Here is a 24,149-nt window from a genome sequence, read left to right as displayed (position 1 = left end):
ACTTCGAGACCATTCCCTTCTTTATCCATTTTGTCCATTCATATTGATTTTTATACAATAAATTATCCCTAAGGATGAAAATTCTATATTTATTGTATAGCCCGAGGATTATAATAAACTGGTAAGGATGAAATGATTTTAAGTTATAGCAGGCACTCAAAAAAACACTTCTTAATCACATAAACGTGGTCATAATTTATACGTTTTCATGACTTCTGATATACATCCGTTTTTCATTGTTTAGAATAATTCCAAATTACTGAATCACCTACCTAAATTACATTTAAGGGTTGTTTTTTGCTATTTTTGTTTTAACCAAAAAATTGTGCCCTATTGGCTCAATAAACGCAAATTAATATACAAAAGCAGTATTCTTTTTTTGTAAAAAGTGGGTGTACATTTTATTGCACAATCTTATCACAAAAAGAATAAACTATCCAAGATGAGTATTTATAACGATTATATCCAGGAGATTGAAGACAGAAAAGCTCAAGGTCTTCATCCCAAACCTATTGATGGCGCTGAATTATTAAGTGAAATCATCGATCAAATCAAAAATGTAAATAATTTTAACAGGGCAGATGCTGTTAATTTTTTCATATACAACACCTTGCCGGGCACTACCGGAGCAGCTGGTGTAAAAGCAGAGTTTTTAAAAGAAATTATTTTAGGCGGAGCTATCGTTGCAGAAATCACACCTGATTTTGCTTTCGAATTGTTATCGCACATGAAGGGTGGATCTTCTATCAAAGTGTTATTAGACATTGCCTTAGCCGATAATGGCGATAAAGCCCATAAAGCTGCAGATGTTCTTAAAACACAGGTTTACTTGTACGATGCCGATACCGATCGTTTAAAAGAAGCTTATAACAATGGCAATGCCATCGCTAAAGAAATATTAGAAAGTTATGCCAGGGCTGAATTTTTCACCAAACTCCCTGAAGTAGCAGAAGAAATTAAAGTGGTAACCTTTATTGCCGGGATAGGTGATATTTCTACAGATTTATTATCTCCAGGTAACCAGGCACACTCCCGTTCTGATCGTGAACTGCATGGTAAATGTATGATTACGCCAGAGGCTCAGGAAGAAATCAAAGCATTGCAGGCGCAACACCCAGATAAAAGTGTAATGCTGGTAGCTGAAAAAGGCACCATGGGTGTAGGTTCCTCGCGCATGTCAGGCGTAAATAATGTGGCACTTTGGACGGGCAAAAGATCCAGCCCTTTTATCCCATTTGTAAACATAGCGCCAATTGTAGGTGGTACCAATGGTATTTCTCCAATTTTTTTAACCACAGTTGATGTAACTGGTGGTATTGGTATCGACCTTAAAAACTGGGTAAAGAAAACCGATGAGAACGGAAATGTTATCCGTAACGAAAATGACGAGCCAATTTTAGAGCAGGTTTACTCCATAGAAACGGGCACGGTACTTACCATTAATACCAGAACTAAAAAATTATATAATGGAGATCAGGAGTTGATCGACATTTCAAAAGCGTTGACACCACAAAAAATGGAATTTATCAAAGCTGGCGGTTCTTACGCTATCGTTTTTGGTAAAAAAATCCAAACTTTTGCAGCTAAAACCTTAGGTATCGAAGCTTCTGCAGTATTTGCTCCGGCAAAAGAGGTATCTGTAGAAGGGCAAGGTTTAACCGCTGTAGAGAAAATATTTAACAGAAATGCAGTAGGTTTAACACAAGGCAAAGTTTTACATGCCGGCTCTGATGTTCGTGTTGAAGTAAATATTGTAGGTTCGCAAGATACTACCGGTTTAATGACGGCTCAGGAATTAGAGGCAATGGCTGCTACAGTGATTTCTCCTATTGTTGATGGCGCTTACCAGTCAGGTTGCCATACGGCATCTGTTTGGGATAAAAAAGCACAGGCAAACATCCCTAAACTGATGAAGTTTATGAATGATTTCGGGGTAATTACGGCCCGCGACCCTAAAGGGGAATATCATTCAATGACCGATGTTATTCACAAAGTATTAAACGATATTACCATTGATGAGTGGGCAATTATCATCGGTGGCGACTCGCATACCCGTATGTCTAAAGGTGTTGCTTTCGGTGCCGATTCTGGTACAGTAGCTTTAGCATTGGCAACCGGCGAGGCTTCTATGCCAATTCCGGAGTCAGTAAAAGTAACCTTCAAAGGTGAAATGAAACAACACATGGATTTCCGTGATGTAGTTCATGCTACGCAATTACAAATGTTGCAACAGTTTGATGGCGAAAACGTATTCCAGGGCCGCATCATCGAAGTACACATTGGTACTTTATTAGCTGATCAGGCCTTTACCTTTACCGATTGGACTGCTGAAATGAAAGCAAAAGCATCTATCTGTATTTCGCAGGACGATACTTTAATCCAATCGTTAGAAATTGCCAAAAACCGTATTCAAATCATGATCGACAAAGGTATGGACAACCATAACCAGGTTCTACAAGGTTTGATTAATAAAGCAAACAAACGTATTGAAGAAATTAAAACCGGTATCAAACCAGCTTTAATGCCCGATGATAATGCTAAATATTATGCTGAGGTTGTAATTGATCTGGATCTCATTGAAGAACCAATGATTGCCGATCCAGATGTGAATAACGCAGATGTTTCTAAACGTTATACACACGATACCATCAGAGATTTAACCTACTACGGTGGCGATAAAAAAGTAGATCTTGGTTTCGTTGGCTCATGCATGGTGCATAAAGATGACTTGAAAATCGTTTCTCAAATGTTAAGAAACATAGAGACGCAGACTGGTAAAGTAGAGTTCAAAGCGCCATTGGTAGTTGCAGCCCCTACCTACAACATCATCGATGAACTGAAAGCAGAAGGTGATTGGGAATACTTGCAAAGATATTCTGGATTTGAGTTCAGCGATGCGTTACCTAAAGCTGCAGCACGTACCGAATATGAAAACATCATGTATTTAGAGCGCCCGGGCTGTAACCTTTGCATGGGTAACCAGGAGAAAGCGGCTAAAGGTGATACGGTAATGGCTACGTCGACCCGTTTATTTCAGGGCCGTGTGGTAGAAGACAGGGATGGTAAAAAAGGAGAGTCTTTACTGGCTTCAACCCCGGTAGTGGTTCTTTCAGCTATCTTGGGTCGTATTCCGAGCATTGAAGAATATAAAATGGCAGTAGAAGGCATTAACTTAACCAAGTTTACCCCTATTTCTACAAAACAATAAGAAACAAAAAAGCATATTATTTGTTAATCTTTAAAAAAGGCTATCCGAGAGATCTGGTAGCCTTTTCTTTTGCATAATAGTTGCATAGAATGGTTTTAAATAAGATATTATGACAAATCTCAAAAATAAATCTATTTAAAATTGTTTAATTTAGATAGTACCTTATAGACAATAATTATAAAAAATTAAAGTATGGCTTTTGATATAGACATGATTAAAAAGGTGTATGCAAACTTTGGTAGCCGCGTAGAGGCTGCGCGTAAAGTTGTTGGCAGACCTTTAACATTATCTGAAAAAATATTGTATGCACACCTTTGGGATGGAGATCCTAAAAAGGCGTTTAAGCGTGGTTCTGATTACGTAGACTTTGCACCAGACCGCGTAGCGATGCAGGATGCTACGGCGCAAATGGCCTTATTGCAGTTTATGCAGGCAGGCCGTCCACAGGTTGCCGTTCCTTCAACAGTTCACTGCGATCACCTGATTACGGCTAAAGAAGGCGCTGCTATAGATTTACCACATGCCAAAACAGAAAGTGCCGAAGTTTTTGATTTCTTATCTTCTGTATCCAATAAATACGGTATTGGTTTCTGGAAACCAGGGGCTGGTATTATCCACCAGGTAGTTTTAGAGAACTATGCTTTCCCGGGTGGAATGATGATTGGTACCGACTCGCACACAGTAAATGCTGGTGGTTTGGGTATGGTTGCGATTGGTGTTGGTGGTGCTGATGCCTGTGATGTAATGGCAGGTTTGCCCTGGGAGCTTAAATTCCCTAAGTTAATCGGTGTAAAACTAACAGGTAAATTAAATGGCTGGACCGCAGCCAAAGATGTAATCCTTAAAGTGGCAGGTATTCTGACTGTAAAAGGTGGTACTGGTGCTATTGTAGAATATTTTGGCGATGGTGCCACTTCAATGAGCTGTACGGGTAAAGGTACCATTTGTAATATGGGTGCCGAAATTGGGGCAACCACTTCTACTTTCGGTTATGATAAAAGCATGGAGCGTTACTTACGTGCTACCGGCAGAAATGAAGTTGCTGACGAAGCAAACAAAATTGCGGCTTACCTAACCGGTGATGCTGAAGTATATGCTGATCCTGAAAATTATTTCGATCAGGTTATTGAGATCGATTTAGATACTTTAGAGCCTTACTTAAACGGTCCTTTTACACCAGATTTAGCTACTCCGGTTTCGCAGATGAAAGTTGAGGCAGAGAAAAACGGATGGCCGTTAAAAGTTGAGTGGGGCTTAATTGGTTCTTGTACCAACTCTTCATACGAAGATTTATCAAGGGCAGCGTCTATTGCCAACCAGGCTATTGAAAAAGGTTTGGTAACCAAATCGGCTTTCGGTATTAACCCAGGATCTGAACAGGTACGTTACACGGCAGATCGTGATGGTTTCTTAAAAACTTTCGAAGATTTAGATGCAACGATCTTTACCAACGCCTGCGGACCATGTATCGGTATGTGGGATCGTACAGGTGCAGAGAAAGCAGAAAAAAACACCATTGTACACTCGTTTAACAGAAACTTTGCTAAACGTGCTGATGGCAACCCTAATACTTTCGCTTTTGTGGCTTCACCAGAAATGGTTGCTGCAATTGCCATTTCGGGTAATTTAGGATTTAACCCATTAACGGATACTTTAACAAACGATAAAGGCGAACAGGTTAAATTAGACCCGCCTACCGGTTTTGAATTGCCAACAAAAGGTTTCGCTGTTGAAGATGCAGGTTACCAGGCACCAGCAGCTGATGGTTCATCCGTTCAGGTTTTGGTTTCTCCAACTTCACACCGTTTACAATTGTTAGATCCGTTTACCCCTTGGGAAGGCACCGACTTAAAAGGTCTAAAACTTTTAATCAAAGCAAAAGGTAAATGTACAACAGATCATATCTCAATGGCTGGCCCATGGTTAAAATTCCGTGGCCACCTGGATAACATCTCTAACAACATGTTGATTGGTGCAGTTAACTACTTTAATGATAAAACAGATAACGTTAAAAACGAATTAACTGGCGAATATGGCCCTGTTCCGGCTACGCAACGCGATTATAAAGCTGCTGGTTTAGGTTCAATTGTAGTAGGCGACGAAAACTACGGCGAAGGTTCATCTCGTGAACATGCAGCCATGGAACCACGCCACCTGGGCGTTCGCGCGGTATTGGTAAAATCTTTTGCCCGTATCCACGAAACCAACCTGAAGAAACAAGGTATGTTAGGTTTAACCTTTGCAGATAAAGATGATTACGACAAAATTTTAGAAGATGATACCATTGATATCTTAGGCTTAACAGAATTTGCTCCAGATAAACCATTAACATTAGTACTACATCATGCTGATGGCACTCAAGATGAATTCCCTGTTAACCACAGTTATAACGACCAACAAATTGAATGGTTTAAGGCTGGTGGTGCATTAAATATCATCAGGGCTGAAGCAGCGGCTAAGGCAGCGCTTTAATAGTCCGAAGTCCAGAGTCGGAAGTCCGAGGTCTGGATGAAAACAATATCAATCCCGTTTTGTTAATTCAGAACGGGATTTTTTATAGCGAAAATGCATTTTCTAATAAAGAGTCGTCATCTCGACTGAAGTGCAACGAAACGGAGAGATCTATCAAGATAGATTTCATTCTAAATCCCATAAAATCGTTTTAAAAGTCTTTCCACTATGCTCAGGATGACAATTGTGAGCGGAATTTCACCTTAATGCAGTAAAGAACCTTTTAGCCCCGGGCGCAGCGGCATCCCTGAAGCGCAGCGTAAGGATACAGCGAAGCACGGGAACAAGCCTTAATAGCTGCCTCTGACCTTGCGCTTCAAAAAAATGCAAAATCAATCTACTTAAACTCATGACCACAATCGTAACAATGATAGCACTTATTGGCTTTAACTGGAGTGGTAAGCGTTAAGAAAGCAAGTATAGTTGCCCAGATACTATATTTTTTATTCGTAGCCATCCCATAGCCCACATTAGTAGATCCACATTTCTCACAAACTGTTTTACCTTCTTCTGATTCTTCTTCATCAGTAATTTCATCTGATGATTCAAAAGCCAAACTATTGTCTTCAGCCAGTAAAGCATTGATGGCCTCTATATCTCTTTCAAAAACAATAAGTTTAACACCGCCAATAGCTTGATTGTAAAGTGGATTTAATGTTGCAAAATTTTCATCCGCCAGGTAACAGGCAAACCCGCTATCTTCCAATTTAGCTTTAATAATATTGGCCTCCATTGGATTATAATAGGTGCTGTACACTACTGTTCTATCATTCATATCCAAACATAAGAATTTGTTTAATTATGAACGTGAAAACAGTAAACGATTAACTAACTTTTCAGAAATTCTTTCCACCAATAGCCCGAATCTTTAATGGTACGTTCCTGAGTTTTAAAATCATTATAGACCAGTCCAAACCTTGCTGTAAAACCCTCGGCCCATTCAAAATTATCCATGAGTGTCCAGGCCATATAACCGGTAACATTTATCCCTTCATTTTTGAGTTTTAGTAAAGCACTGAGGTAAAGTTTAAAATATTCGATCCGTTCCGGATCTTCTACCCTTTTATCTGTCAATTTATCGTGATAGGCTGCACCGTTTTCAGTAATCATAATATTTTTGACATTGGGATAAGCTGCAAACTGTTTTACAATATTATAAAAGCTATCGGCATTAATCTCCCAGCCCATCGTAGTATGCGGCTTTTTCCGGCTTTTGGCCTTTACTTCCCAGGCCTGGATTACCGGAATAAAGGCATTATACTTAACTACCAAAGGAAAGTAATTCTGAAGACCAATAAAATCAAAATCAAATTTCATCCTTTCCTGCAGTCGCCAGGTACCATATTCGATCTGAAATTTCTCCAATACATCCCAATCTGCTGTGGGAAAGCCCATGCCTAGTGTAGGTTCTATAAACAAACGGTTCATCAGGCAGTCTACACGTTTAGCGGTGAGGATATCGCTATCACTTTGTGTATTAGGGATAATTTCCGAACAGGAAAAAGTAGTTCCAATATTGGCCCTGTTAATTTCTGCACGTAAAATTTTACCTCCTTCTGCCTGTGCCAAAGCCGTATGTAATACTGCAGGGAAAAAATTGCTTAAACCTGTTTTACCGGGAGCATGAATACCAAGCATATACCCTAATGATGTATAACCAAAAGGCTCGTTCAACACAATCCAGTTTTTTACTTTATCTCCGTATTCTAACGCACAGATGCTCACAAAGGCATTAAAGGCGGCATTGATGCTAAAGCTTGTCCAGCCACCCTCATCTTCCAGTGCCTGTGGTAAATCCCAATGATAAAGCGTAACGTATGGGGTAATTCCATGTGTTAAACATTCGTCTATAAGATTGTGGTAAAAACGGATACCTTCCTGATTTATTTCTCCCCTTCCGCCAGGCAAAATCCTGGACCAGGCAATAGAAAACCTAAAAACTTTAAAGCCTAGTAATTTTACTAAAGCTACATCTTCGGCATATCGATGATAAAAATCGCAGGCAGGATCTAATTTGTGGCTCTTCTTTATTTTGCCGTTTTTCGCCGTAAAAGTATCCCAAATGGAAGGGCCTTTACCGTACTGGGTTGCTGTACCCTCTATCTGCGCCGCTGCAGTAGCTACCCCCCACAAAAAATCCTGACCAAAATCGCTTGCCTTAACCATTGTTATCCATTATTTGCCATAAGTTGCGAGTTTAATATTAACAAATCATTAAGCGCTAAATTTTAATTTTAAGATTTTGTCATTTTAAAAAGAAAACAAAGCTTCTACCCTCGATAGTATTAAACAACTTAAAATCTTAAAAACAACCAAATATTAATTCACCAATTACGGATTAATGAAATTGAACAAACAATCGACATTTCTTTACAGTGTAGGATGGTAACATCTAACACCACTTACATATCACTAACTATCAATCCAAAGTCAAACCAATCTCTTTCAGCAAAATAGCTGCATTAAAAGTTTTGCACGGTCCGTATTTTAGCAAATAATCAAATCTCATTTCTCCCTCCGTAATCTGGATATCGAAATGAAAATTACGAACGGTGTCGGGGTAATCAACAATCAGATCTGCTAATTGCAAATCGTGGGTGGCAAAAAGTGCAGGAGTTTTTTCGGCAATCAGCTTTTGTATAAAAACTTTTGATCCTAAATATTTATCCCGGCTGTTGGTACCCCTCAACATTTCATCAATCAATACAAAAGTATCTTTATCCTTTACAACATTATCCAGAATCATCTTCAAACGGTTGAGCTCTGCCTTAAAGGTAGAGGTACTTTCGTTCAGCGAATCTTTAATCCGCATATAGGTATTGATTGAAAAAACAGATAATTGCATCGTTTTTGCACATACAGGCGCACCGGCATAAGCCAATACCATATTGATACCCAAAGTACGTAAAAAAGTACTTTTGCCCGCCATGTTAGAGCCCGTTACAATATCAACGGTTGGTTTTGCCTCCAAATGAAAATCATTGTTTACCCTTACTTGGTCGTTAATAAGCGGATGGCCAATATATTTAGTGGTTAATGCAAACTGACCGGAAACTACCGGAAAAACCCAATCTGGCTGATTATAGGCAGTTGTCGCTAATGAGATCAGTTCTTCAAAATCGCCTAAATGGTCAAGGGCCGAAATCACATCCTTTGATGAAGATTTATACCAACGATCTAAACTGATGCAGCATTTTAGATCCCAAAGTAAAAGGGCATTTAATATACCTCCAACAAGGATATTCAGCCTGGCATCAAAATTCTGGATAATTTTAGATAGCCCTTTAATTTCTTTGCTTACCGGGATTTTTGAGTCTAGTAAACTCAAAATATACGAACTTTTCCAGCTTTGATTCTCCGTCCATAAAATAGCACTGGCGTAACCATTTAACAGATTCGAACTTCCGCCAAACGTATAAAAAACCTTATTAATTTTTGAGCCTAATAAAACGTTCCATCCTGTATGGATTACAAATAAAAGCGCCAATACTTTCCAAAAAGCACTGCTAATAAGAATTGCCGCTAAAATTAACCCAACCGAAATATATGGTACCAGCTTGACGTACAACCTCAAAAAACTGCCCTTAACAAATTCAAGTTGAGCACCCAACTGGTGTTTAAGCTGTATTTTAATCTGCTCTATTTTATCGGGATCGTAACCATGCAGATTAGCCCTAAAGCTATACGTTTCTGTTATCTTATCTTTTATTTCTTTTATGGCTTCCTGGCGGTGTAATATCTTATCTCTCGTCGATTTTTCTGCGAAATTTTTAGCCAGAATATTATTCCCGCTTTTGGTACTACAGCGGTTAATGAGGGCAAACAGTGATGCAGTACCAAAAATATCAAGATCAGAAGTGTAAGGATGTAGCTCTGATTCGAATGCCTTACCATGGTCGTATCCGTTAGCGGCACCATCCAATATGTTCCACTCATTCTGATAAACCCATAAAAGTTGTTTTTTATAATCGATATCGCGGTCGAGCTGGCTTTGTCTGCGCACAATAAAGACGAAAGCAATTACCGGCAGTAACAAACAAATTTGGATTAATGTCCGCAGGCTGTCGTCTGCCGAGCGAACCAACAAAATGAAAAATAAAATTTCGGCCAAAAACAAACCTATGCGAAGGAAGGAAAGTTGATCGATTAGTTTTTTTGTTTGATCTATATCTGTAGTAACCTCTTTTATTTTATCCTGGTAACCAGCAATTATTTCTTGTTGTTGTTTTAGCATAATTTTTATTCAGTATATGTTTTCGAAGTTATCAGATAGATAGATTGTCTTTTTTGTTACAATTTCTCTAAGTTTGAATCTCGAAATTCTAAAGATAGGCAAAATATTAAATGAAGATTACCCTGATCGCCATTGGCAAAACAGAAGATAAATATCTAATAGAAGGAATTGATAAATACATCAACCGCCTGAAACATTATATTAATTTTAGTTTTTTGGCCATACCTGATGTAAAAAATGTTAAAAATCTGAGTGAGGCACAACAAAAAGCAAAGGAGGCAGAACTCCTACACAAACAAATTAATAATGGCGATGTTGTTATTTTGTTGGATGAGAAAGGGAAAAAATATTCATCTGTAGAATTTTCAAATTACCTGAATAAACAGATGGTGGGCAGTGTACAACATTTAATTTTTATCATTGGCGGTCCATACGGATTTGATGAAACCATTTACAAAAGAGCAAATGGTTTAATTTCTTTATCTGATATGACCTTTTCTCATCAAATGATCAGATTGTTTTTTGCAGAGCAGCTTTACCGCGGATTTAGCATTTTAAAAGGAGAACCTTATCATCACGCTTAGAGATGTAAATGTTTGAGGAAAGATGAACTAGGTGAATGAGATATGGAAAAGCGGAATTAAAATCATCATTAAATAAAAGAAGTTATGATATTAGATAAATATAAACGGGAATACAGGTATAAAAGCGATCAAAACCGCAACAATAAATACTTATGGATCAGCATTATTGCCTCTTTAGTGATTGTAGCTTTGCTTTGGTATTTCTTAGATTAAACCATAAAAAAACACCAGACGTATAGCCTGGTGTTCTCTATAATAATTAAATAAAGCTTAAACGCCTTTTTTACTGGTCATACTTGCTTTTTTAGCTGGAGCTGAAGTTTTAGTAGTCGCTTTAGCACTTGCCGAAGCTTTAGATCCTGTAGCTTTTAATTTTTTATCTGAAGCTGCTTTTTCTTCTGATAATTTAACTTCTGCTGGTGTACCCGGAGTTTCCGGAGTTTCTTCGGTAAACAAAGGCAAATCTTTTAATAAGTTATACCAGGTAATGATTTTCTTCATATCAGAAGCATAAACTTTCTCCTGATCATGACCTGGAGCTACTTCAAGAAAATAAGCGCGTAAATCGCCTTTCAAATCAGGAGTAGATCCTTTAGCAGAGATTTTAGCAAAAATATCAGCCAGTTTAATTTCTTCATCTTCACCATACACGGTAATATCTTCTAATGAAGCTAATTTTGTGTTGGTGATGTTGGCTACAACTTTAGTTTTTTGAGCATCTAAGCCCTCTAAAATGTAACCTACTTTATTTTGTCCAACCAGTTTAAATAAACCTGGTCTGCCAGATACGGCAACAATTCCTCTTAAATTCATATTTTCTTTTTGAGATATGAGATTTGAGATATCAGATATGAGAGATCACTCAAATCAAATAACTAAAACCCTCGTTCAATTATTAAATAAGATAGGAGCACCAATCAGAGAAGTCAAGTCTCAAATCTAATGTCTCAAATCTAGTATCTATTTTTAATCTTCTAAAACTTCAATATTTACAATCTTATCGCCCTGACGGATATCATCAACAAGGTCTACATTCTCAACTACTTTACCAAAACAAGTATGGTTACGGTCTAAATGAGCGGTATTTGTTCTGCTATGGCAGATAAAAAATTGAGAACCACCAGTATTACGGCCAGCATGGGCCATAGATAAAACGCCACGATCGTGGTATTGATTTTCTCCGTCCAATTCACAATCAATTTTATAACCCGGGCCACCAGTACCTGCCAAATGTGCTTTAGCCGGATCTTTTGAATTTGGACATCCGCCCTGAACCATAAAGTTAGGTATTACACGGTGAAAAGTTACACCATCATAAAAACCTTCTTTAGCTAGTTTTTTAAAGTTTGCAACGGCTTTTGGCGCATCATTTTCGTAGAATTCTACGGTCATATCGCCTTTGTCTGTTTTTATTATTGCTTTACTCATATCAATATCGGTACTAATTTTAAATTTTTCTTCCCCTAAAAAACTTTCATATTTTTTTAGTAGAGGGCAAAAATAACAAAATTGTATAACTTATAACATCATTAAATTTTTCTATACAGTTTAAATGCGGTAATTTAGTGTTTTAAGCATACTGATTTGATAAAGAAATATTATATCCTGCTCATCTGCCTGCTTTGCTCCCTTGGACTAAGGGCTTCTTCTCTGTTAATTTATATGGATGAAGACCAAAAAAACCATCTTAAAGCATATGGTATTGCTTATTGGACCATCAGCAAACAAGTGGAGGTTGACTGGCTCTTAAACTATCGTGGAGGAAGCTTTTTAATTAAATACAATAAAACAGTTGAAGATGAGCTTAAAATCCGCGGGGTATCATATGAAGTAATGGCCGATGGAAAGGTAACCAATCTTTTAAATGAAATCAGCGATCCTGCTGTGAATATGGAAATGGTTAAACTGGAAAAAACACCAAAAATTGCAGTTTACTCGCCAAAAAGCAAATTACCCTGGGATGATGCGGTTACACTCGTTTTAACTTACGCCGAAATTCCATATGATGTAATTTATGATGACGATATCCTTCAGGACAAATTGAGCAAATACGATTGGCTACACTTACACCACGAAGATTTTACCGGGCAGTACGGGCGTTTCTGGGCCAATTTCAGGTATGCAACATGGTACCAGGAAGATGTGAAAAACCAGGAAACTCTAGCTAAACGCATGGGCTATAAAAAAGTTTCTGAAATGAAACTAGCCGTTGCCAAACATATTAAGGAGTATTGTGCTGGTGGAGGTTTTTTGTTTGCCATGTGCTCTGGTACTGACAGTTTCGATATTGCCCTTGCCGCCGAAGGGGTGGACATTTGTGCCCAGATGTTTGATGGCGATGCCGCAGATCCGAATGCACAAGGTAAACTGGATTTTAACAAAACACTGGCTTTCCAGAATTTTAAGTTAGACAACAACCCGATGAACTATGAGTTTTCGGATATAGATGTTACCCAAACCCGTACACTGAACCAAACCAATGATTATTTTACTTTATTCGATTTTTCTGCCAAGTGGGATCTTGTTCCAACCATGCTTACCCAGGATCATGATAAGGTAATTAAAGGTTTTATGGGGCAAACCACAGCATTTAAAAAAAGCTTAGTAAAAACGAGTGTAACTGTTTTAGGTGAAAATAAAGGCGCGGCAGAGGTGAGGTATTTACATGGGGAAATTGGCAAAGGCCAGTTTACTTTTTACGGCGGACACGATCCGGAAGATTATCAGCACGCTGTAGGCGATCCACCAACAGATTTAAATCTGCATCCTAATTCTCCGGGTTACCGTTTAATTTTAAACAATGTACTTTTCCCGGCGGCAAAAAAGAAACCTCAAAAAACATAAACAATCAGAATTTAACTCCTTGCATTTCCTTTTGAGTTTAAAAAATTGTTAAGTCTCCGCTATATTCCTGTTATGTATACACTAAATGGCGCCTTATACCATTTTTGAGCCAGATCATAACCACACTTAATCTTTAAGAGAATCATACTGGTAACCAATATTTTAGCTAACAAACTGTAACACGTTTGATACTTTGGCACAGCTTTTGGATTAGCAGGGACAATTAACAAGCAGGATAAAACCTGAAAATTTTAAACAAGATTTTTATAAAAGAAAAATATCATGAAAAAGTTACTATTAAGCGCATCGATCATTTTATTAGCAACAGGTGCTTTCGCACAATCGACAATGACAGGTGAGACTTCACGTTTTGGAATTAAAGCTGGTGTTAACCTCTCAAAGTTCCATGCAGGTGGAGATGATAACGTAGCCAATGCTTTTAACGATAATGCAAAAAACAATGTTGGTTTTAATGTGACCGCATTTGGTGATTTTGGTGTAGGAAACAATTTCTTTATCCAACCAGGAGTGTCGTTACAGAACAAAGGTAATAAGTTTGAATCAACAAGTTCATCAACAATTGGTAATAGTACCATTACAACTACATCATCTGTTAAAACAAATTTAATGGCCATTGAAGTTCCGGTTAATGCGGTATTCAGAATTCCTACTGGCGATGCCGGTGCGGTTCAGATCAGTGCTGGTCCTTATATTGGCTTTAATATTTCAGGTAAAGACAAAGGACAAAATACCATTACTACGGTTAACAACAGCAACAACACAAGCTCAACTGCTACCACCTCTAATGATAGAGACTTATCATTTGGTAGTGCAAGCGATAAAAGCTACAACAGCACAGAATTTGGTGCAAACTTTGGTTTAGCTTACCGTACAAATTCAGGATTTTTAGTGGGTGCTAATTATGGTTTAGGTTTAACTGATTTGACTCCTAAAGACAGACAAGCTAACGCGAATAAATTGACTAACCGCGTATTAGGTTTCTCAGTTGGTTATTCGTTCTAAGCGAAAGTCCTTAAAAACAAAAGCCTCCCTGATTATTAAATCAGGGAGGCTTTTTTATGCTTGATTCTTTAGTCGTAAAAATTCCAGCTTACCCCAAATTTTAATAAGGCATCTTGCATAGGGTACCTGTTTACAGTGTAGTAACCTGGTTGAAATAAACCCTGATTTATAAAATCATATTTCACAAAAATATTAGCTCTCTTTAAATTTGCCTTAAAAAAGACATCAATTACTGGTCTTGAGATTAGATTTGTTGGATTGCGCTCATCAATATAAAATTGAGCCGTTGCTGGTGAATATAAGTAATTTGCATATTCTGAATTATACCTCACATCAAATCCCACATTAGCCTTTAATACTTTGAAAAACGTATTATTAAAATATATACTGTTATAAGTATAAAGTTCCGGTGTTCTTAATACTGCATTTTTATCTGTTTTTTGATAAGCAATGTAGTTTTCCATTACAAACTTACCAAACCTGGTTTTCTTCGATACATCAAGCCTAAATAAGCTAATATCAGCTGTAGCTTGTTTTGGTAAAATAGCAGTTGTATTATTGGTTTGATCAGCAGCAAAATAAACATAGTTACTGGTTAAGTAATAGTTGGCTCCTGCAGTAAAACCATACTTATCATTAATATAGTTGAATGATAAATTGGCAATTTTAGTATTCTTAAAATCACTGTTTGTCCATTGGTAATGATTGCCATGATAGTAATTAAAAATAGCCGCCGGCGTTTGGTTTTGTGCATAGGCACCCAATTCAATTCTTCCTATGGTTTTACCTAAAAGAATTTTACTTTTTGCCTCGTATAAATAATCGCCGGCATTTTCACCTTGCAAAATTTGCTGTACATCTAAATTGAAATCGATATTATTAGAGAACCGATAGCCTGCTGCACCTAAAATGGTAATGTTCTGATAAGCAAATCTACTGTGTTCGTAACTGGTTCCATCTTGTTTTATGCCAAGATATTCATGTTTGTAATAATCGTGCCTTATGCCTGCATCAACCTTCAATTCATTTTTAATAACCGAACTATTTTTGGGTCTTAAGAAAAAACTATAAATAAATTCATTTTTAATATGTTTTACGTGGGTCGAATCATTGGTAAATACTGTACTCGCAATCCCGGGAGGCAGCACATTATTAACATCAGTTCCATTTTTGTAAAAATCATAACTGTCGTTGTTATATTCAAATATATACGAAACCTTATTGGTTGGTAAAACCGCATTGTTAATGTTCGAAGAAGTATCTATCCTGCCTACATAATAGGTTTGCTTTAAGAAAATGGTGTTTTTACGATATAAATTCCTTGAATCTGATAAATTTATGGGCTCCGCCTCTCTGTCAATTTTAGAATAGCCCGGATCGAACAAACCTGTAGCTACTGTAGAACCATTCTCGTAGGCCCGCATGGTGTTAAAAATTGCCGATGCCCACATATTATAACGTTTGCTTGGCGATTGGTACCAGGAAAATATGGCAACATTCAGATTATCACCGCGCTGTCTGGCATAAAAACCTTTCGAATCGCCACGGTTAAAATTAACCCCAACGTTCCAGTTTTTTTTAATATTCTGCGTATGAATAGCTCTAAAAAGCTGTTCCTTTTGACCTGCACTCACAAAATATAAACTGGTAAATGGGGTTCTGGCCTGATAGTAAATGATATCTTCAGGCGTTAAGGCATAATAATCAAGCGAGTGAAACCCTGCATCAAATCCAATTCTCTTACTCGGCTCGTACAATAAAGGCCTCGCTGCCAGGCCCATATTACCATTGCTAATGGTTGGGTGCAGGGGTTGTAAAAGCGGACTATAATTCTGAATATTTGTTGTGGAGGTATCTAAGGGCAGCAGTACAATGCTATCTTTACTTAGTGATAACTTTGTAAACCGGATATATTTTGCGGTAAAAACAACTGAGTCCTTTCCCGAATCTAATTTTTTCCGAACAGAATCGAGCTCCTTATTGGTACCAACACTCGTCTTTAAATCTTGTGCAAATACTTTGTTGATGCCTAACAGCAGGAACAGAAAAAAACAGATTTTAACGACTTTATGCATCTTATAGTTCAGAAATTAAGCGGGTTAAAATCTCAGTCATTTTAGGCTCTGCCTTAGCCGCTGCCTCTAAAATTTCATCTAAATTAAAAGGTTGCAAGTCTTCCGGAAAACCTTCATCCGTTAATACGGAGATGGCAAAAACAGGTAAACCAGCATGGTTGGCCACAATAACTTCAGGCACGGTACTCATGCCCACTGCATCAGCGCCGATTAAACGCAGGTATTTGTACTCGGCTTTGGTTTCTAAATTCGGTCCGGAAACGGCAACGTATACCCCTTTATGGCACTTAATATCAACATCTTTAGCGATCTCCAGCGCTTTGGCTATGATATCGCGTTTATAAGGCTGGCTCATGTCTGGGAAACGTGGTCCTAGTTCGCTCTCAATTAAGCCACGCAATGGGTTATCTGACTGCAGATTAATATGATCGTCAATAATCATTAAATCGCCCTTTTTAAACTCAGGATTTAATGAGCCCGCAGCATTAGATACAATTAAGTTTTCGATACCCAAACCCTTCATCACCCTAACCGGAAACGTGATTTGTTGCATGCTATAACCTTCGTAATAATGTAAGCGCCCCTGCATGGCGATAATCTTCTTCCCGTTCAACGTTCCAAAAATTAGTTTCCCACTGTGGAACTCTAAAGTAGAAATTGGAAAATTTGGGATATTAGAATACATCAGTTGATGCTCGATTTCGATTTCTTTTACCAGGCCACCCAAACCAGTACCTAAAATAATGCCTATCTCAGGTTTAAAGTTCTCTGTTTTACGTTTTATATATTCAACGGTTTCTTCTATTGCTCTTAACATAATTTAAAATGAGTTCGTCAAAGGTAATCTTATCTTCTTCAAATAATTCAACCTCAATGGGTAAATAATATACAGGTAAATCTAGCAGTAAATCTTCAAATCCGGTAGCTCTTAAACGCTTGCTATCCTTTTCTGTTGTGATAATGATTTTATCTTTTTTAGTACTGTCCATAAAAACTGATTTAAACTTCTTAATATCATCACTTTTAAAAGCATAATGATCAGGAAATTCTTCGTGTTTAATGGTTTCAGCATATTTTTCAAGCTCTTCTATCAAAGGATCCGGATTTGCAATTCCGGTGAGCAGAAAAATTTCAAAATCCCTAACTGACTCAAGTGTGCGGCTTTCGTTATGGTATAAATGGATAAGATCGCCATATTTTAAATAAGAATGTAATACTGGTTGATTGCTATTTGGCTGCAGTTCATTTATTGAGGCCTGCTGCGCAACATGTAACAACGGAACCGGCGATTTTGTGACCAATAATACATCGGCCCTTTTGCGTGAGGAGAAAACATCCCTTAAATTTCCTGCAGGCAATAAAAACTGTAAAGTACCCAACTTTCTAAACTCGAAAAGCAAAATATTAAATCCGGCATTTACTGCGCGGTGCTGAAAGGCATCATCAAGGATAATTAAATCATGATTGTCCTTCAACTGCTTAATCCCTTTCACACGGTCTTCGCAAACGGCAACGGTAACAGCTGCAAATTTTTGATGGTATTGTAAAGGTTCATCCCCTATCGTTTCGGCAGTTGCAGCGCCATCGGCAATTATAAAACCTTTCGTTTTACGACCATAACCTCTGCTCAGTATAGCTATTTTATAATCGGCCAGCAACCTCACCAAATATTCTGTTGTTGGTGTTTTGCCCGATCCGCCAACGGCCAAATTGCCTACACAGATTACCGGCAGATCAAACTTTATAGTACGCATCAATCCCCAGTCGTAAAGTTTTTTACGGAGCATAATAGCCATTCCATAAATGATCGAAAAAGGAAGCAGTAAAAGGCGTAGATAGTTAAGTAGCATATTCGTGGTTTCAAAAATACTGATTATTTAAAAAAGAAAGGTATAACCTGGTCTGATGCCCAATAAAGCAACCACAGCGTTAGGGAAATGGTTTGCAGGAAGATGATTTAGTCCGAAGTCGATAGTCCGAAGTCAATTAATCGATTTAAACAATGAACCGATGAATTTAAAATTGTTCCAAAATATCCTTATCCGATTTATAGGTTTCGACAATTACCTTCGGAATCGTTAAGTTATGCTTTTGATAAAGTGTTGCCCAAAATCCGGCATCATTCTTTTTAGGATATTGATAAAAATCCTGTCTAAGTTTTAGGGTAGAATAGTTGTTGCTGTTTTTTAGTTCCGGATCAATATTTTCCAGAAAAATCAGTTCCATCTCTGCCGAAGGTTCTCCTTCCGAAAATAATCCGGCCACTACATTACACTTTAAATACGTAGAAGATAACTTCGACAAACCATTATCAATGGTATAGTTTTGCCTGTTTATCCAGATCATACTCTTGTTTATCGTAGCGATATTGCTTTCCATTCCTTTAATCAGGTGTTTATCTACTGTGATATAAACCCATCCATTCTTGCTTTTGTACAATGCATTTCTTGACCTTATAAAAGAGATCTTATAACATTTTGCCCCTTCATATTCAACCTGTCCTTCAATTTCGTAATCATTATCATCGCTGAGCATATTATCGTTGAGATTACTTACAAAATAAGATTTGAGTTCAATTCTTAAATCAACAGCGTAATTAATCTTCACCCCTCCAGTTTTTTTGAGCTCCTTAAGCCTTCTTAGTTCCTCAAGCTGTAACCTGATATCGTTTTTATATTCATCGGTATGGAGGTTGAATAATCCCTCAGCATAACTATAATATTTGCCATCTTTTAGCATATACTGCCTGCACAACAATTTTTCGCTCACCACACCGGTATCCGCAAGGTGCGCGACCGCATTTTTAATTAAGGCAGAAGCAAAATTGGCAGCATAAATTTGCACATCGTCCAATTTAATGTATTTGTCTTTTAGCTTAACCATGAGATCACTTGTACCACTACGCTCATCAACTTTAACTGAATGGCTTTCGTACCCCACCGAACTGAAGGAAAGCGATTGACCTTTATTTAAGGAATCTATTTTAAAGCTGAAGTTTCCTTCAGGATCGCTCAGGGCAATTAATTTCTGCTTATTATAAATCGACACGGATGCGATACCTTTATTGGCTTCGTTAAGCACTTGTCCTTTAATAAGCTGTTGTGCCCAGGCGCACGGGAAAATGAAAAAGCAGCCTATTATGATTGATAATAAGATTTTTGAGCGATAAGACATAGTTGGTTGAGGCTTTATTTAGCTAAAATTTGGTTATTTCAGGTGTAAAATAATCAATCTCTTTAAATAACAAAAATATAACGGATTAAGTAGGACTTTTGAAGTCAGTTAACCATTAAATAATGAGCCATTATTAACTAACAAAATTATTCGACTATATTTTATTTTTTATTATTATCATTGTTATCTATCAAAACATATTTTAATGTCACCGAAAAGATTAGTAGTGGGCCAAGGCCAGATCAGTGGATATATCTCTATTTTTTTAGCCGTATTGGCCTTATTGGGCATTCTCTGTTTTCATTATCCCGAGAAATTAACCACGCCAGAATTCCGCGAAATTTATACGAAAAACAGCATGGAAGTTTTAATGCTTGGTGGTGTTATAGCCTGTTTCTTCTTTTCATTGCTAAGCTTAATCCTCAGCAAAAAGCTAAAATGGGCCTGGCCAGGCTTTGTGCTTGGCGCCCTGGCAGTAATACTGGGTGCTTTAAGCGTAGAAGGTAGAGATGTTGCCAAATCGAGCTGGCATTTTGGCTTAGATTGGATGATTTTGGATCTTCTTTTAATGGTGGCCATTTTTGTTCCATTAGAATTATTCTTTCCAAAAAACAACGGGCAAACCAAATTCCACGAAGAATGGCGTACCGATTTAACCTATTTTGTCATCAGCCATTTGTTCATCCAGTTTTTCGGTATCATTACGCAAAAGCCTGCCGTATTATTTTTTGGCTGGATGGGATTAGATAAATTGCATAGCTGGGTGCAGGGCCTCCCATTTATAGTAGCTTTATTTTTGGCTTTTTTCAGTACCGATTTGTTTCAGTATTGGGCACATCGTTTCTTCCATACAAGGGTAGCTTTATGGCGTTTCCACTCCATACACCATTCTACACAAAATATGGATTGGCTGGCTGGAAGCCGTACCCATTTTATCGACATCTTTTTTACCAGGGCTATGACTTTCATTCCGCTTTATGTGTTGGGCTTTTCATCCACCGTTTTCAACGTATACATTATATTTATTGCCATACATGCAGTACTCATCCATGCCAATACCAGAATTAACTTTGGCCCATTAAAATATATATTTACTACCCCTCAATATCACCATTGGCACCATTGCGAAGACCCTAGATATTATGGACACAATTTCGCTTCAATATTCCCCTTTATTGATATGATATTCGGCACCTATCATTTACCAGGCAAAGAATGGCCAGCCGGAACAGGTGTACATGAAGCCTCTTATCCTAAAGGTTTTGTTAAACAATCTATTTACCCTTTTACCAAAAGTCCGTTTGATACCGATTTGAATATGGAAGAAAGAAGCGATAGATAAATAGATTGAGCTAACGCTCGTTTCTAACGAGTGTTGAATATCTCATAGTTTTAAACGATGGAATCGTATGACTATTTCTGCGCTCGTTTGAAAACGAGCGCAAACGAAACTGTCAGATAGTAACGTCTGACAGCACCTAGTACACACAACTCAGCGCCTCTGTATTTTTCTCTCCGTGGCCTCTGTGTTTAAAGATGCTTAAATGGAACAAACCAGTATTTAAAACGTTATATTAGCGTTCCATCTCATTTTATGCAGGCCGAAACAGAAATTTTAATTATTGGTGGTGGATTGGCAGGTTTAACAGCCGCACTTCACCTGAATAAGATGGGTTTAAATGTTATACTGATTGAGAAAGATACCTATCCTCACCATAAAGTTTGCGGCGAATATATTTCGAACGAGGTACTACCCTACTTTGAATGGCTCGGCCTGGATATCGAAAACCTTGCCCCTGCACTCATCAGCGACCTGCTTTTCACCTCAAACCTTGGTAAAAGCATACAAACAAAATTACCGCTCGGCGGTTTTGGTTTAAGCAGATATACCATCGATCATTATTTGTATACCGAACTCATCAGGAGAAAAGTAAACATCGTTCATGATCGCGTTGTAGAAATAAAGTTTACCAATAATCAATTTACAGTATCAACTGCTAACAATACTTTTGTTGCTGCTTATGTTATTGGGGCTTATGGAAAACGATCGGCTATTGATATTAAGCTAAACCGGAGTTTCATTAATAAACAATCGCCATATCTGGCAGTTAAAGCACATTACAAAGCCGATTTCCCGAATAACGTGGTTAGCCTGCATAATTTCGAAGGTGGCTATTGCGGCGTTTCAAAGGTTGAAAATGACCGGTTGAATATCTGTTATCTGACCAATTACGAAAGTTTTAAAAAGCATAAAAACCTGCTTGCCTTTCAGGAAAACGTACTCTATAAAAACAGCTATCTGAAGGCTATTTTTGAAAATGCTTCAGATTTATTCGATGTTCCGTTAACCATTAGTCAGATTTCTTTTGAAGCTAAAGAACCTGTAAATAACCATATTTTAATGATTGGTGATACTGCAGGTTTGATTCATCCACTTTGTGGGAACGGCATGGCCATGGCCATTCACAGTGCCAAAATAGTTTCAGAACTTTTGCATCAAAGAATCAAGGGGCAAATTAATTCCCGCACAGCACTCGAAGAAAGTTATACCGCCGGCTGGAACAGGGAATTTAAAAGCCGCTTAAAAACGGGAAGAATGTTATCTTCCTTGCTGAGAAACAATAAATTCGAAAGTTTAGCCATGAGTGCATTGACTAAAATGCCCTTTCTGCTCCATAAAATAATTAAAAAAACACATGGCAAACCCATTACAATTTCACCATAAATGCCAGTAGATACCACATTTAGAAGCACCGCACCAGAGATTATGGATGATTTCGCCATGGAAGGTGAAATATTGCGCGATGCATTAGACAAAATAGCCAGCATTAACCAACTCCTTGGTGGTAATAAAGTTACGCTCGATGGAGTTAAAACTTTAATCAAGGGCAAACCATTTGATCAGATTATACGTATTACCGATATCGGTTGTGGAAATGGAGATATGTTACGGACCCTGGCCGATTATGCGAAAAAACAAGGTTTACATTTTATTTTAAAAGGGATAGATGCCAATAAATTCACCATAAATCATGCACAAAGTTTATCTGCAAACTACCCGAATATCACCTATGCCTGCAGCGATATTTTTGAGGATTTAAATAAAGATGAACCCTGCGACATTATGCTCTGCACATTAACGCTACATCATTTTAAAGATGAAGAAATTATTGATTTGCTAAACAATTTTAAACGATCGGCAACAATGGGTATTGTGATAAACGACCTGCAAAGAAGTGCAGTAGCCTATTACCTGTTTAAAGCTTTGTGTTATGTTTTCCGTTTAAATAATATGTCGAGAGAAGATGGTTTAGTGTCCATTCTGCGTGGGTTTAAAAGGGCAGATTTGCTTAAATACAGCAAACAATTAAAGCTAAAATCGAGTTCAATAAAATGGAAATGGGCTTTCCGCTACCAATGGATAATTAAAACAATATGAGCGTAACCGTAAAAGCAGTAAGTAAAGCCTTGCCCGAGTTTTGGAGGTCAACCGATGAAATTTTGCCGTTTCTGGATATTTGGCTAAAAGATCAGGATGATCGTTTTATCCGAAAAGTAAAAAAGATTTTTGAAAGCGCAGCAGTAGATAAAAGATACTCAATCATGTCGCCCGAAGAGGTTTTTAGTGATTTAAGTTTTGAGGAGCGAAACAACATTTATGTAAGAGAAGGGATAAAGCTGGGTGCTAAATGTTTGGAAACTGCACTCGAAAAAGCTGGTTGGAAAGCGCAGGATTTAGATTACATTATTACGGTAAGCTGTACCGGAATCATGATCCCTTCTTTAGATGCTTATTTAATCAACTTACTTAAGCTTCGCCAAGATATCGTGCGCCTGCCCGTTACCGAAATGGGTTGTGCAGCAGGTGTATCAGGTATGATTTACGCTAAGAATTTTCTGAAAGCTAATCCAGGCAAACGGGCAGCAGTTATTGCAGTAGAATCGCCAACGGCAACCTTTCAATTAAACGATTTTACGATGGCCAACATTGTAAGTGCAGCAATATTTGGCGATGGTGCTGCCTGTGTACTGTTAAGTTCGAATGAAGATGATAGCGGACCAGAGCTTTTGGCTGAAGAAATGTACCATTTTTATGAGGCTGAAGAGATGATGGGATTTAAACTCACCAATACCGGACTGCAAATGATACTGGATGTGGCCGTTCCTGAAACTATTGCCAATCATTTCCCCAATATCATCCATCCATTTTTGGCAAAAAACGGGTTCGAAATTAATGATATAGACCATTTGATCTTCCATCCGGGAGGAAAAAAGATTATCCAGATTGTTGAAGAATTATTTGGACAACTTGGTAAAAACATAGATGAAACAAAAGAAGTTTTAAGGCTTTATGGAAACATGAGCAGCGTAACAGTGCTCTATGTTTTAGAACGGATTATGGACAAAAAGCCAAAGCCTGGAGAAAAAGGACTGATGTTAAGCTTCGGCCCGGGCTTTTCGGCACAACGCATCCTTTTACAATGGTAACCATTTAA

Annotated in this window: 19 protein-coding genes; 10 read left to right on the top strand and 9 right to left on the bottom strand. The window is 37.8% G+C overall.

Annotation, left to right across the window (positions count from 1 at the left end):
• The first annotated feature begins 442 nt into the window (after positions 1-442).
• Positions 443-3,208 (top strand): bifunctional aconitate hydratase 2/2-methylisocitrate dehydratase, encoded by a 2,766-nt coding sequence (locus IM793_RS07605; protein WP_193420440.1) that lies wholly within the window; start codon positions 443-445, stop codon positions 3,206-3,208.
• A gap of 192 nt (positions 3,209-3,400) precedes the next feature.
• On the top strand, positions 3,401-5,680 hold the full coding sequence (locus IM793_RS07600; RefSeq protein ID WP_193420439.1) for an aconitate hydratase: 2,280 nt from the start codon (positions 3,401-3,403) through the stop codon (positions 5,678-5,680).
• 376 nt (positions 5,681-6,056) lie between these two features.
• On the opposite strand, the gene IM793_RS07595 is transcribed toward IM793_RS07600, so the two are convergent.
• The 3 genes from IM793_RS07595 to IM793_RS07585 form a co-directional block, all read right to left on the bottom strand.
• Entirely contained in the window at positions 6,057-6,494 is a 438-nt protein-coding gene (locus IM793_RS07595) for a putative signal transducing protein (RefSeq protein ID WP_193420438.1), read from the bottom strand.
• 53 nt (positions 6,495-6,547) lie between these two features.
• Positions 6,548-7,885 (bottom strand): GH1 family beta-glucosidase, encoded by a 1,338-nt coding sequence (locus IM793_RS07590; protein ID WP_193420437.1) that lies wholly within the window; start codon positions 7,883-7,885, stop codon positions 6,548-6,550.
• A 253-nt stretch (positions 7,886-8,138) separates the two neighbouring features.
• The gene (locus IM793_RS07585; protein WP_193420436.1) at positions 8,139-9,953 is read right to left on the bottom strand and encodes a DNA mismatch repair protein MutS; all 1,815 of its coding nucleotides are present in this window, start codon (positions 9,951-9,953) and stop codon (positions 8,139-8,141) included.
• 110 nt (positions 9,954-10,063) lie between these two features.
• Between IM793_RS07585 and rlmH the strand changes: the two genes are divergently transcribed.
• Positions 10,064-10,537, top strand: coding sequence for a 23S rRNA (pseudouridine(1915)-N(3))-methyltransferase RlmH (gene rlmH / locus IM793_RS07580; RefSeq protein WP_193420435.1), 474 nt, complete (start codon positions 10,064-10,066; stop codon positions 10,535-10,537).
• A gap of 84 nt (positions 10,538-10,621) precedes the next feature.
• On the top strand, positions 10,622-10,750 hold the full coding sequence (locus IM793_RS24965; RefSeq protein WP_255511918.1) for a hypothetical protein: 129 nt from the start codon (positions 10,622-10,624) through the stop codon (positions 10,748-10,750).
• Between the two features lie 57 nt (positions 10,751-10,807).
• Here IM793_RS24965 and IM793_RS07575 read toward each other — a convergent pair whose 3' ends face one another.
• Both IM793_RS07575 and IM793_RS07570 read right to left on the bottom strand, forming a co-directional pair.
• A complete protein-coding gene (locus IM793_RS07575) occupies positions 10,808-11,350 on the bottom strand; it encodes a DUF5606 domain-containing protein (RefSeq protein ID WP_121284583.1) in 543 nt (180 codons plus the stop codon).
• Between the two features lie 153 nt (positions 11,351-11,503).
• Positions 11,504-11,965, bottom strand: coding sequence for a peptidylprolyl isomerase (locus IM793_RS07570; protein ID WP_193420434.1), 462 nt, complete (start codon positions 11,963-11,965; stop codon positions 11,504-11,506).
• Between the two features lie 234 nt (positions 11,966-12,199).
• On the opposite strand from IM793_RS07570, the gene IM793_RS07565 reads away from it, so the two are divergent.
• Both IM793_RS07565 and IM793_RS07560 read left to right on the top strand, forming a co-directional pair.
• A complete protein-coding gene (locus IM793_RS07565; protein ID WP_227256187.1) occupies positions 12,200-13,381 on the top strand; it encodes an asparagine synthetase B in 1,182 nt (393 codons plus the stop codon).
• A 282-nt stretch (positions 13,382-13,663) separates the two neighbouring features.
• Complete coding sequence (locus IM793_RS07560; protein ID WP_193420433.1) at positions 13,664-14,404, top strand: porin family protein; 741 nt, start codon at positions 13,664-13,666, stop codon at positions 14,402-14,404.
• Between the two features lie 68 nt (positions 14,405-14,472).
• On the opposite strand, the gene IM793_RS07555 is transcribed toward IM793_RS07560, so the two are convergent.
• The 4 genes from IM793_RS07555 to IM793_RS07540 form a co-directional block, all read right to left on the bottom strand.
• The gene (locus IM793_RS07555) at positions 14,473-16,479 is read right to left on the bottom strand and encodes a putative porin (RefSeq protein WP_193420432.1); all 2,007 of its coding nucleotides are present in this window, start codon (positions 16,477-16,479) and stop codon (positions 14,473-14,475) included.
• A 1-nt stretch (position 16,480) separates the two neighbouring features.
• Positions 16,481-17,296 carry a purine-nucleoside phosphorylase gene (locus IM793_RS07550; protein WP_193420431.1) on the bottom strand — a complete coding sequence of 272 codons (816 nt, stop codon included), beginning with the start codon at positions 17,294-17,296 and terminating at the stop codon, positions 16,481-16,483.
• Positions 17,268-18,329 (bottom strand): tetraacyldisaccharide 4'-kinase, encoded by a 1,062-nt coding sequence (gene lpxK, locus IM793_RS07545; RefSeq protein WP_193420430.1) that lies wholly within the window; start codon positions 18,327-18,329, stop codon positions 17,268-17,270. Before lpxK ends, IM793_RS07550 begins: the two co-directional genes overlap by 29 nt.
• Positions 18,330-18,495: 166 nt before the next feature.
• Positions 18,496-19,653, bottom strand: a complete 1,158-nt coding sequence (locus tag IM793_RS07540; protein WP_193420429.1) for a carboxypeptidase-like regulatory domain-containing protein — start codon at positions 19,651-19,653, stop codon at positions 18,496-18,498.
• Positions 19,654-19,858: 205 nt separating this feature from the next.
• Between IM793_RS07540 and IM793_RS07535 the strand changes: the two genes are divergently transcribed.
• The 4 genes from IM793_RS07535 to IM793_RS07520 all read left to right on the top strand — a co-directional run bounded on the left by IM793_RS07535 (position 19,859) and on the right by IM793_RS07520 (position 24,141).
• A complete protein-coding gene (locus IM793_RS07535; RefSeq protein ID WP_193420428.1) occupies positions 19,859-20,995 on the top strand; it encodes a sterol desaturase family protein in 1,137 nt (378 codons plus the stop codon).
• Positions 20,996-21,247: 252 nt separating this feature from the next.
• Positions 21,248-22,378, top strand: coding sequence for an NAD(P)/FAD-dependent oxidoreductase (locus IM793_RS07530; RefSeq protein WP_193420427.1), 1,131 nt, complete (start codon positions 21,248-21,250; stop codon positions 22,376-22,378).
• Positions 22,379-23,092 carry a methyltransferase domain-containing protein gene (locus IM793_RS07525; RefSeq protein ID WP_193420426.1) on the top strand — a complete coding sequence of 238 codons (714 nt, stop codon included), beginning with the start codon at positions 22,379-22,381 and terminating at the stop codon, positions 23,090-23,092.
• Positions 23,089-24,141 (top strand): type III polyketide synthase, encoded by a 1,053-nt coding sequence (locus tag IM793_RS07520; protein WP_193420425.1) that lies wholly within the window; start codon positions 23,089-23,091, stop codon positions 24,139-24,141. The genes IM793_RS07525 and IM793_RS07520 overlap by 4 nt, the downstream gene beginning before the upstream one ends.
• The last annotated feature ends 8 nt before the right edge of the window (positions 24,142-24,149 follow it).

The organism is Pedobacter sp. MR2016-19, from assembly GCF_014947265.1.
Classification (GTDB): Bacteria; Bacteroidota; Bacteroidia; order Sphingobacteriales; family Sphingobacteriaceae; genus Pedobacter.
This window is presented reverse-complemented; position numbering and strand designations above follow the sequence as displayed.

What these genes read in the sequence shown, in the direction of transcription:
- IM793_RS07555 (WP_193420432.1), bottom strand. Translation starts at nt 16,479, where the DNA reads ATGCATAAAGTCGTTAAAATCTGTTTTTTTCTGTTCCTGCTGTTAGGC.
- IM793_RS07600 (WP_193420439.1), top strand. Translation starts at nt 3,401, where the DNA reads ATGGCTTTTGATATAGACATGATTAAAAAGGTGTATGCAAACTTTGGT.
- IM793_RS07540 (WP_193420429.1), bottom strand. Translation starts at nt 19,653, where the DNA reads ATGTCTTATCGCTCAAAAATCTTATTATCAATCATAATAGGCTGCTTT.
- IM793_RS24965 (WP_255511918.1), top strand. Translation starts at nt 10,622, where the DNA reads ATGATATTAGATAAATATAAACGGGAATACAGGTATAAAAGCGATCAA.
- IM793_RS07530 (WP_193420427.1), top strand. Translation starts at nt 21,248, where the DNA reads ATGCAGGCCGAAACAGAAATTTTAATTATTGGTGGTGGATTGGCAGGT.
- lpxK (WP_193420430.1), bottom strand. Translation starts at nt 18,329, where the DNA reads ATGCTACTTAACTATCTACGCCTTTTACTGCTTCCTTTTTCGATCATT.
- IM793_RS07570 (WP_193420434.1), bottom strand. Translation starts at nt 11,965, where the DNA reads ATGAGTAAAGCAATAATAAAAACAGACAAAGGCGATATGACCGTAGAA.
- IM793_RS07595 (WP_193420438.1), bottom strand. Translation starts at nt 6,494, where the DNA reads ATGAATGATAGAACAGTAGTGTACAGCACCTATTATAATCCAATGGAG.
- IM793_RS07565 (WP_227256187.1), top strand. Translation starts at nt 12,200, where the DNA reads ATGGATGAAGACCAAAAAAACCATCTTAAAGCATATGGTATTGCTTAT.
- rlmH (WP_193420435.1), top strand. Translation starts at nt 10,064, where the DNA reads ATGAAGATTACCCTGATCGCCATTGGCAAAACAGAAGATAAATATCTA.
- IM793_RS07520 (WP_193420425.1), top strand. Translation starts at nt 23,089, where the DNA reads ATGAGCGTAACCGTAAAAGCAGTAAGTAAAGCCTTGCCCGAGTTTTGG.
- IM793_RS07585 (WP_193420436.1), bottom strand. Translation starts at nt 9,953, where the DNA reads ATGCTAAAACAACAACAAGAAATAATTGCTGGTTACCAGGATAAAATA.
- IM793_RS07605 (WP_193420440.1), top strand. Translation starts at nt 443, where the DNA reads ATGAGTATTTATAACGATTATATCCAGGAGATTGAAGACAGAAAAGCT.
- IM793_RS07550 (WP_193420431.1), bottom strand. Translation starts at nt 17,296, where the DNA reads ATGTTAAGAGCAATAGAAGAAACCGTTGAATATATAAAACGTAAAACA.
- IM793_RS07535 (WP_193420428.1), top strand. Translation starts at nt 19,859, where the DNA reads ATGTCACCGAAAAGATTAGTAGTGGGCCAAGGCCAGATCAGTGGATAT.
- IM793_RS07590 (WP_193420437.1), bottom strand. Translation starts at nt 7,885, where the DNA reads ATGGTTAAGGCAAGCGATTTTGGTCAGGATTTTTTGTGGGGGGTAGCT.
- IM793_RS07560 (WP_193420433.1), top strand. Translation starts at nt 13,664, where the DNA reads ATGAAAAAGTTACTATTAAGCGCATCGATCATTTTATTAGCAACAGGT.
- IM793_RS07575 (WP_121284583.1), bottom strand. Translation starts at nt 11,350, where the DNA reads ATGAATTTAAGAGGAATTGTTGCCGTATCTGGCAGACCAGGTTTATTT.
- IM793_RS07525 (WP_193420426.1), top strand. Translation starts at nt 22,379, where the DNA reads ATGCCAGTAGATACCACATTTAGAAGCACCGCACCAGAGATTATGGAT.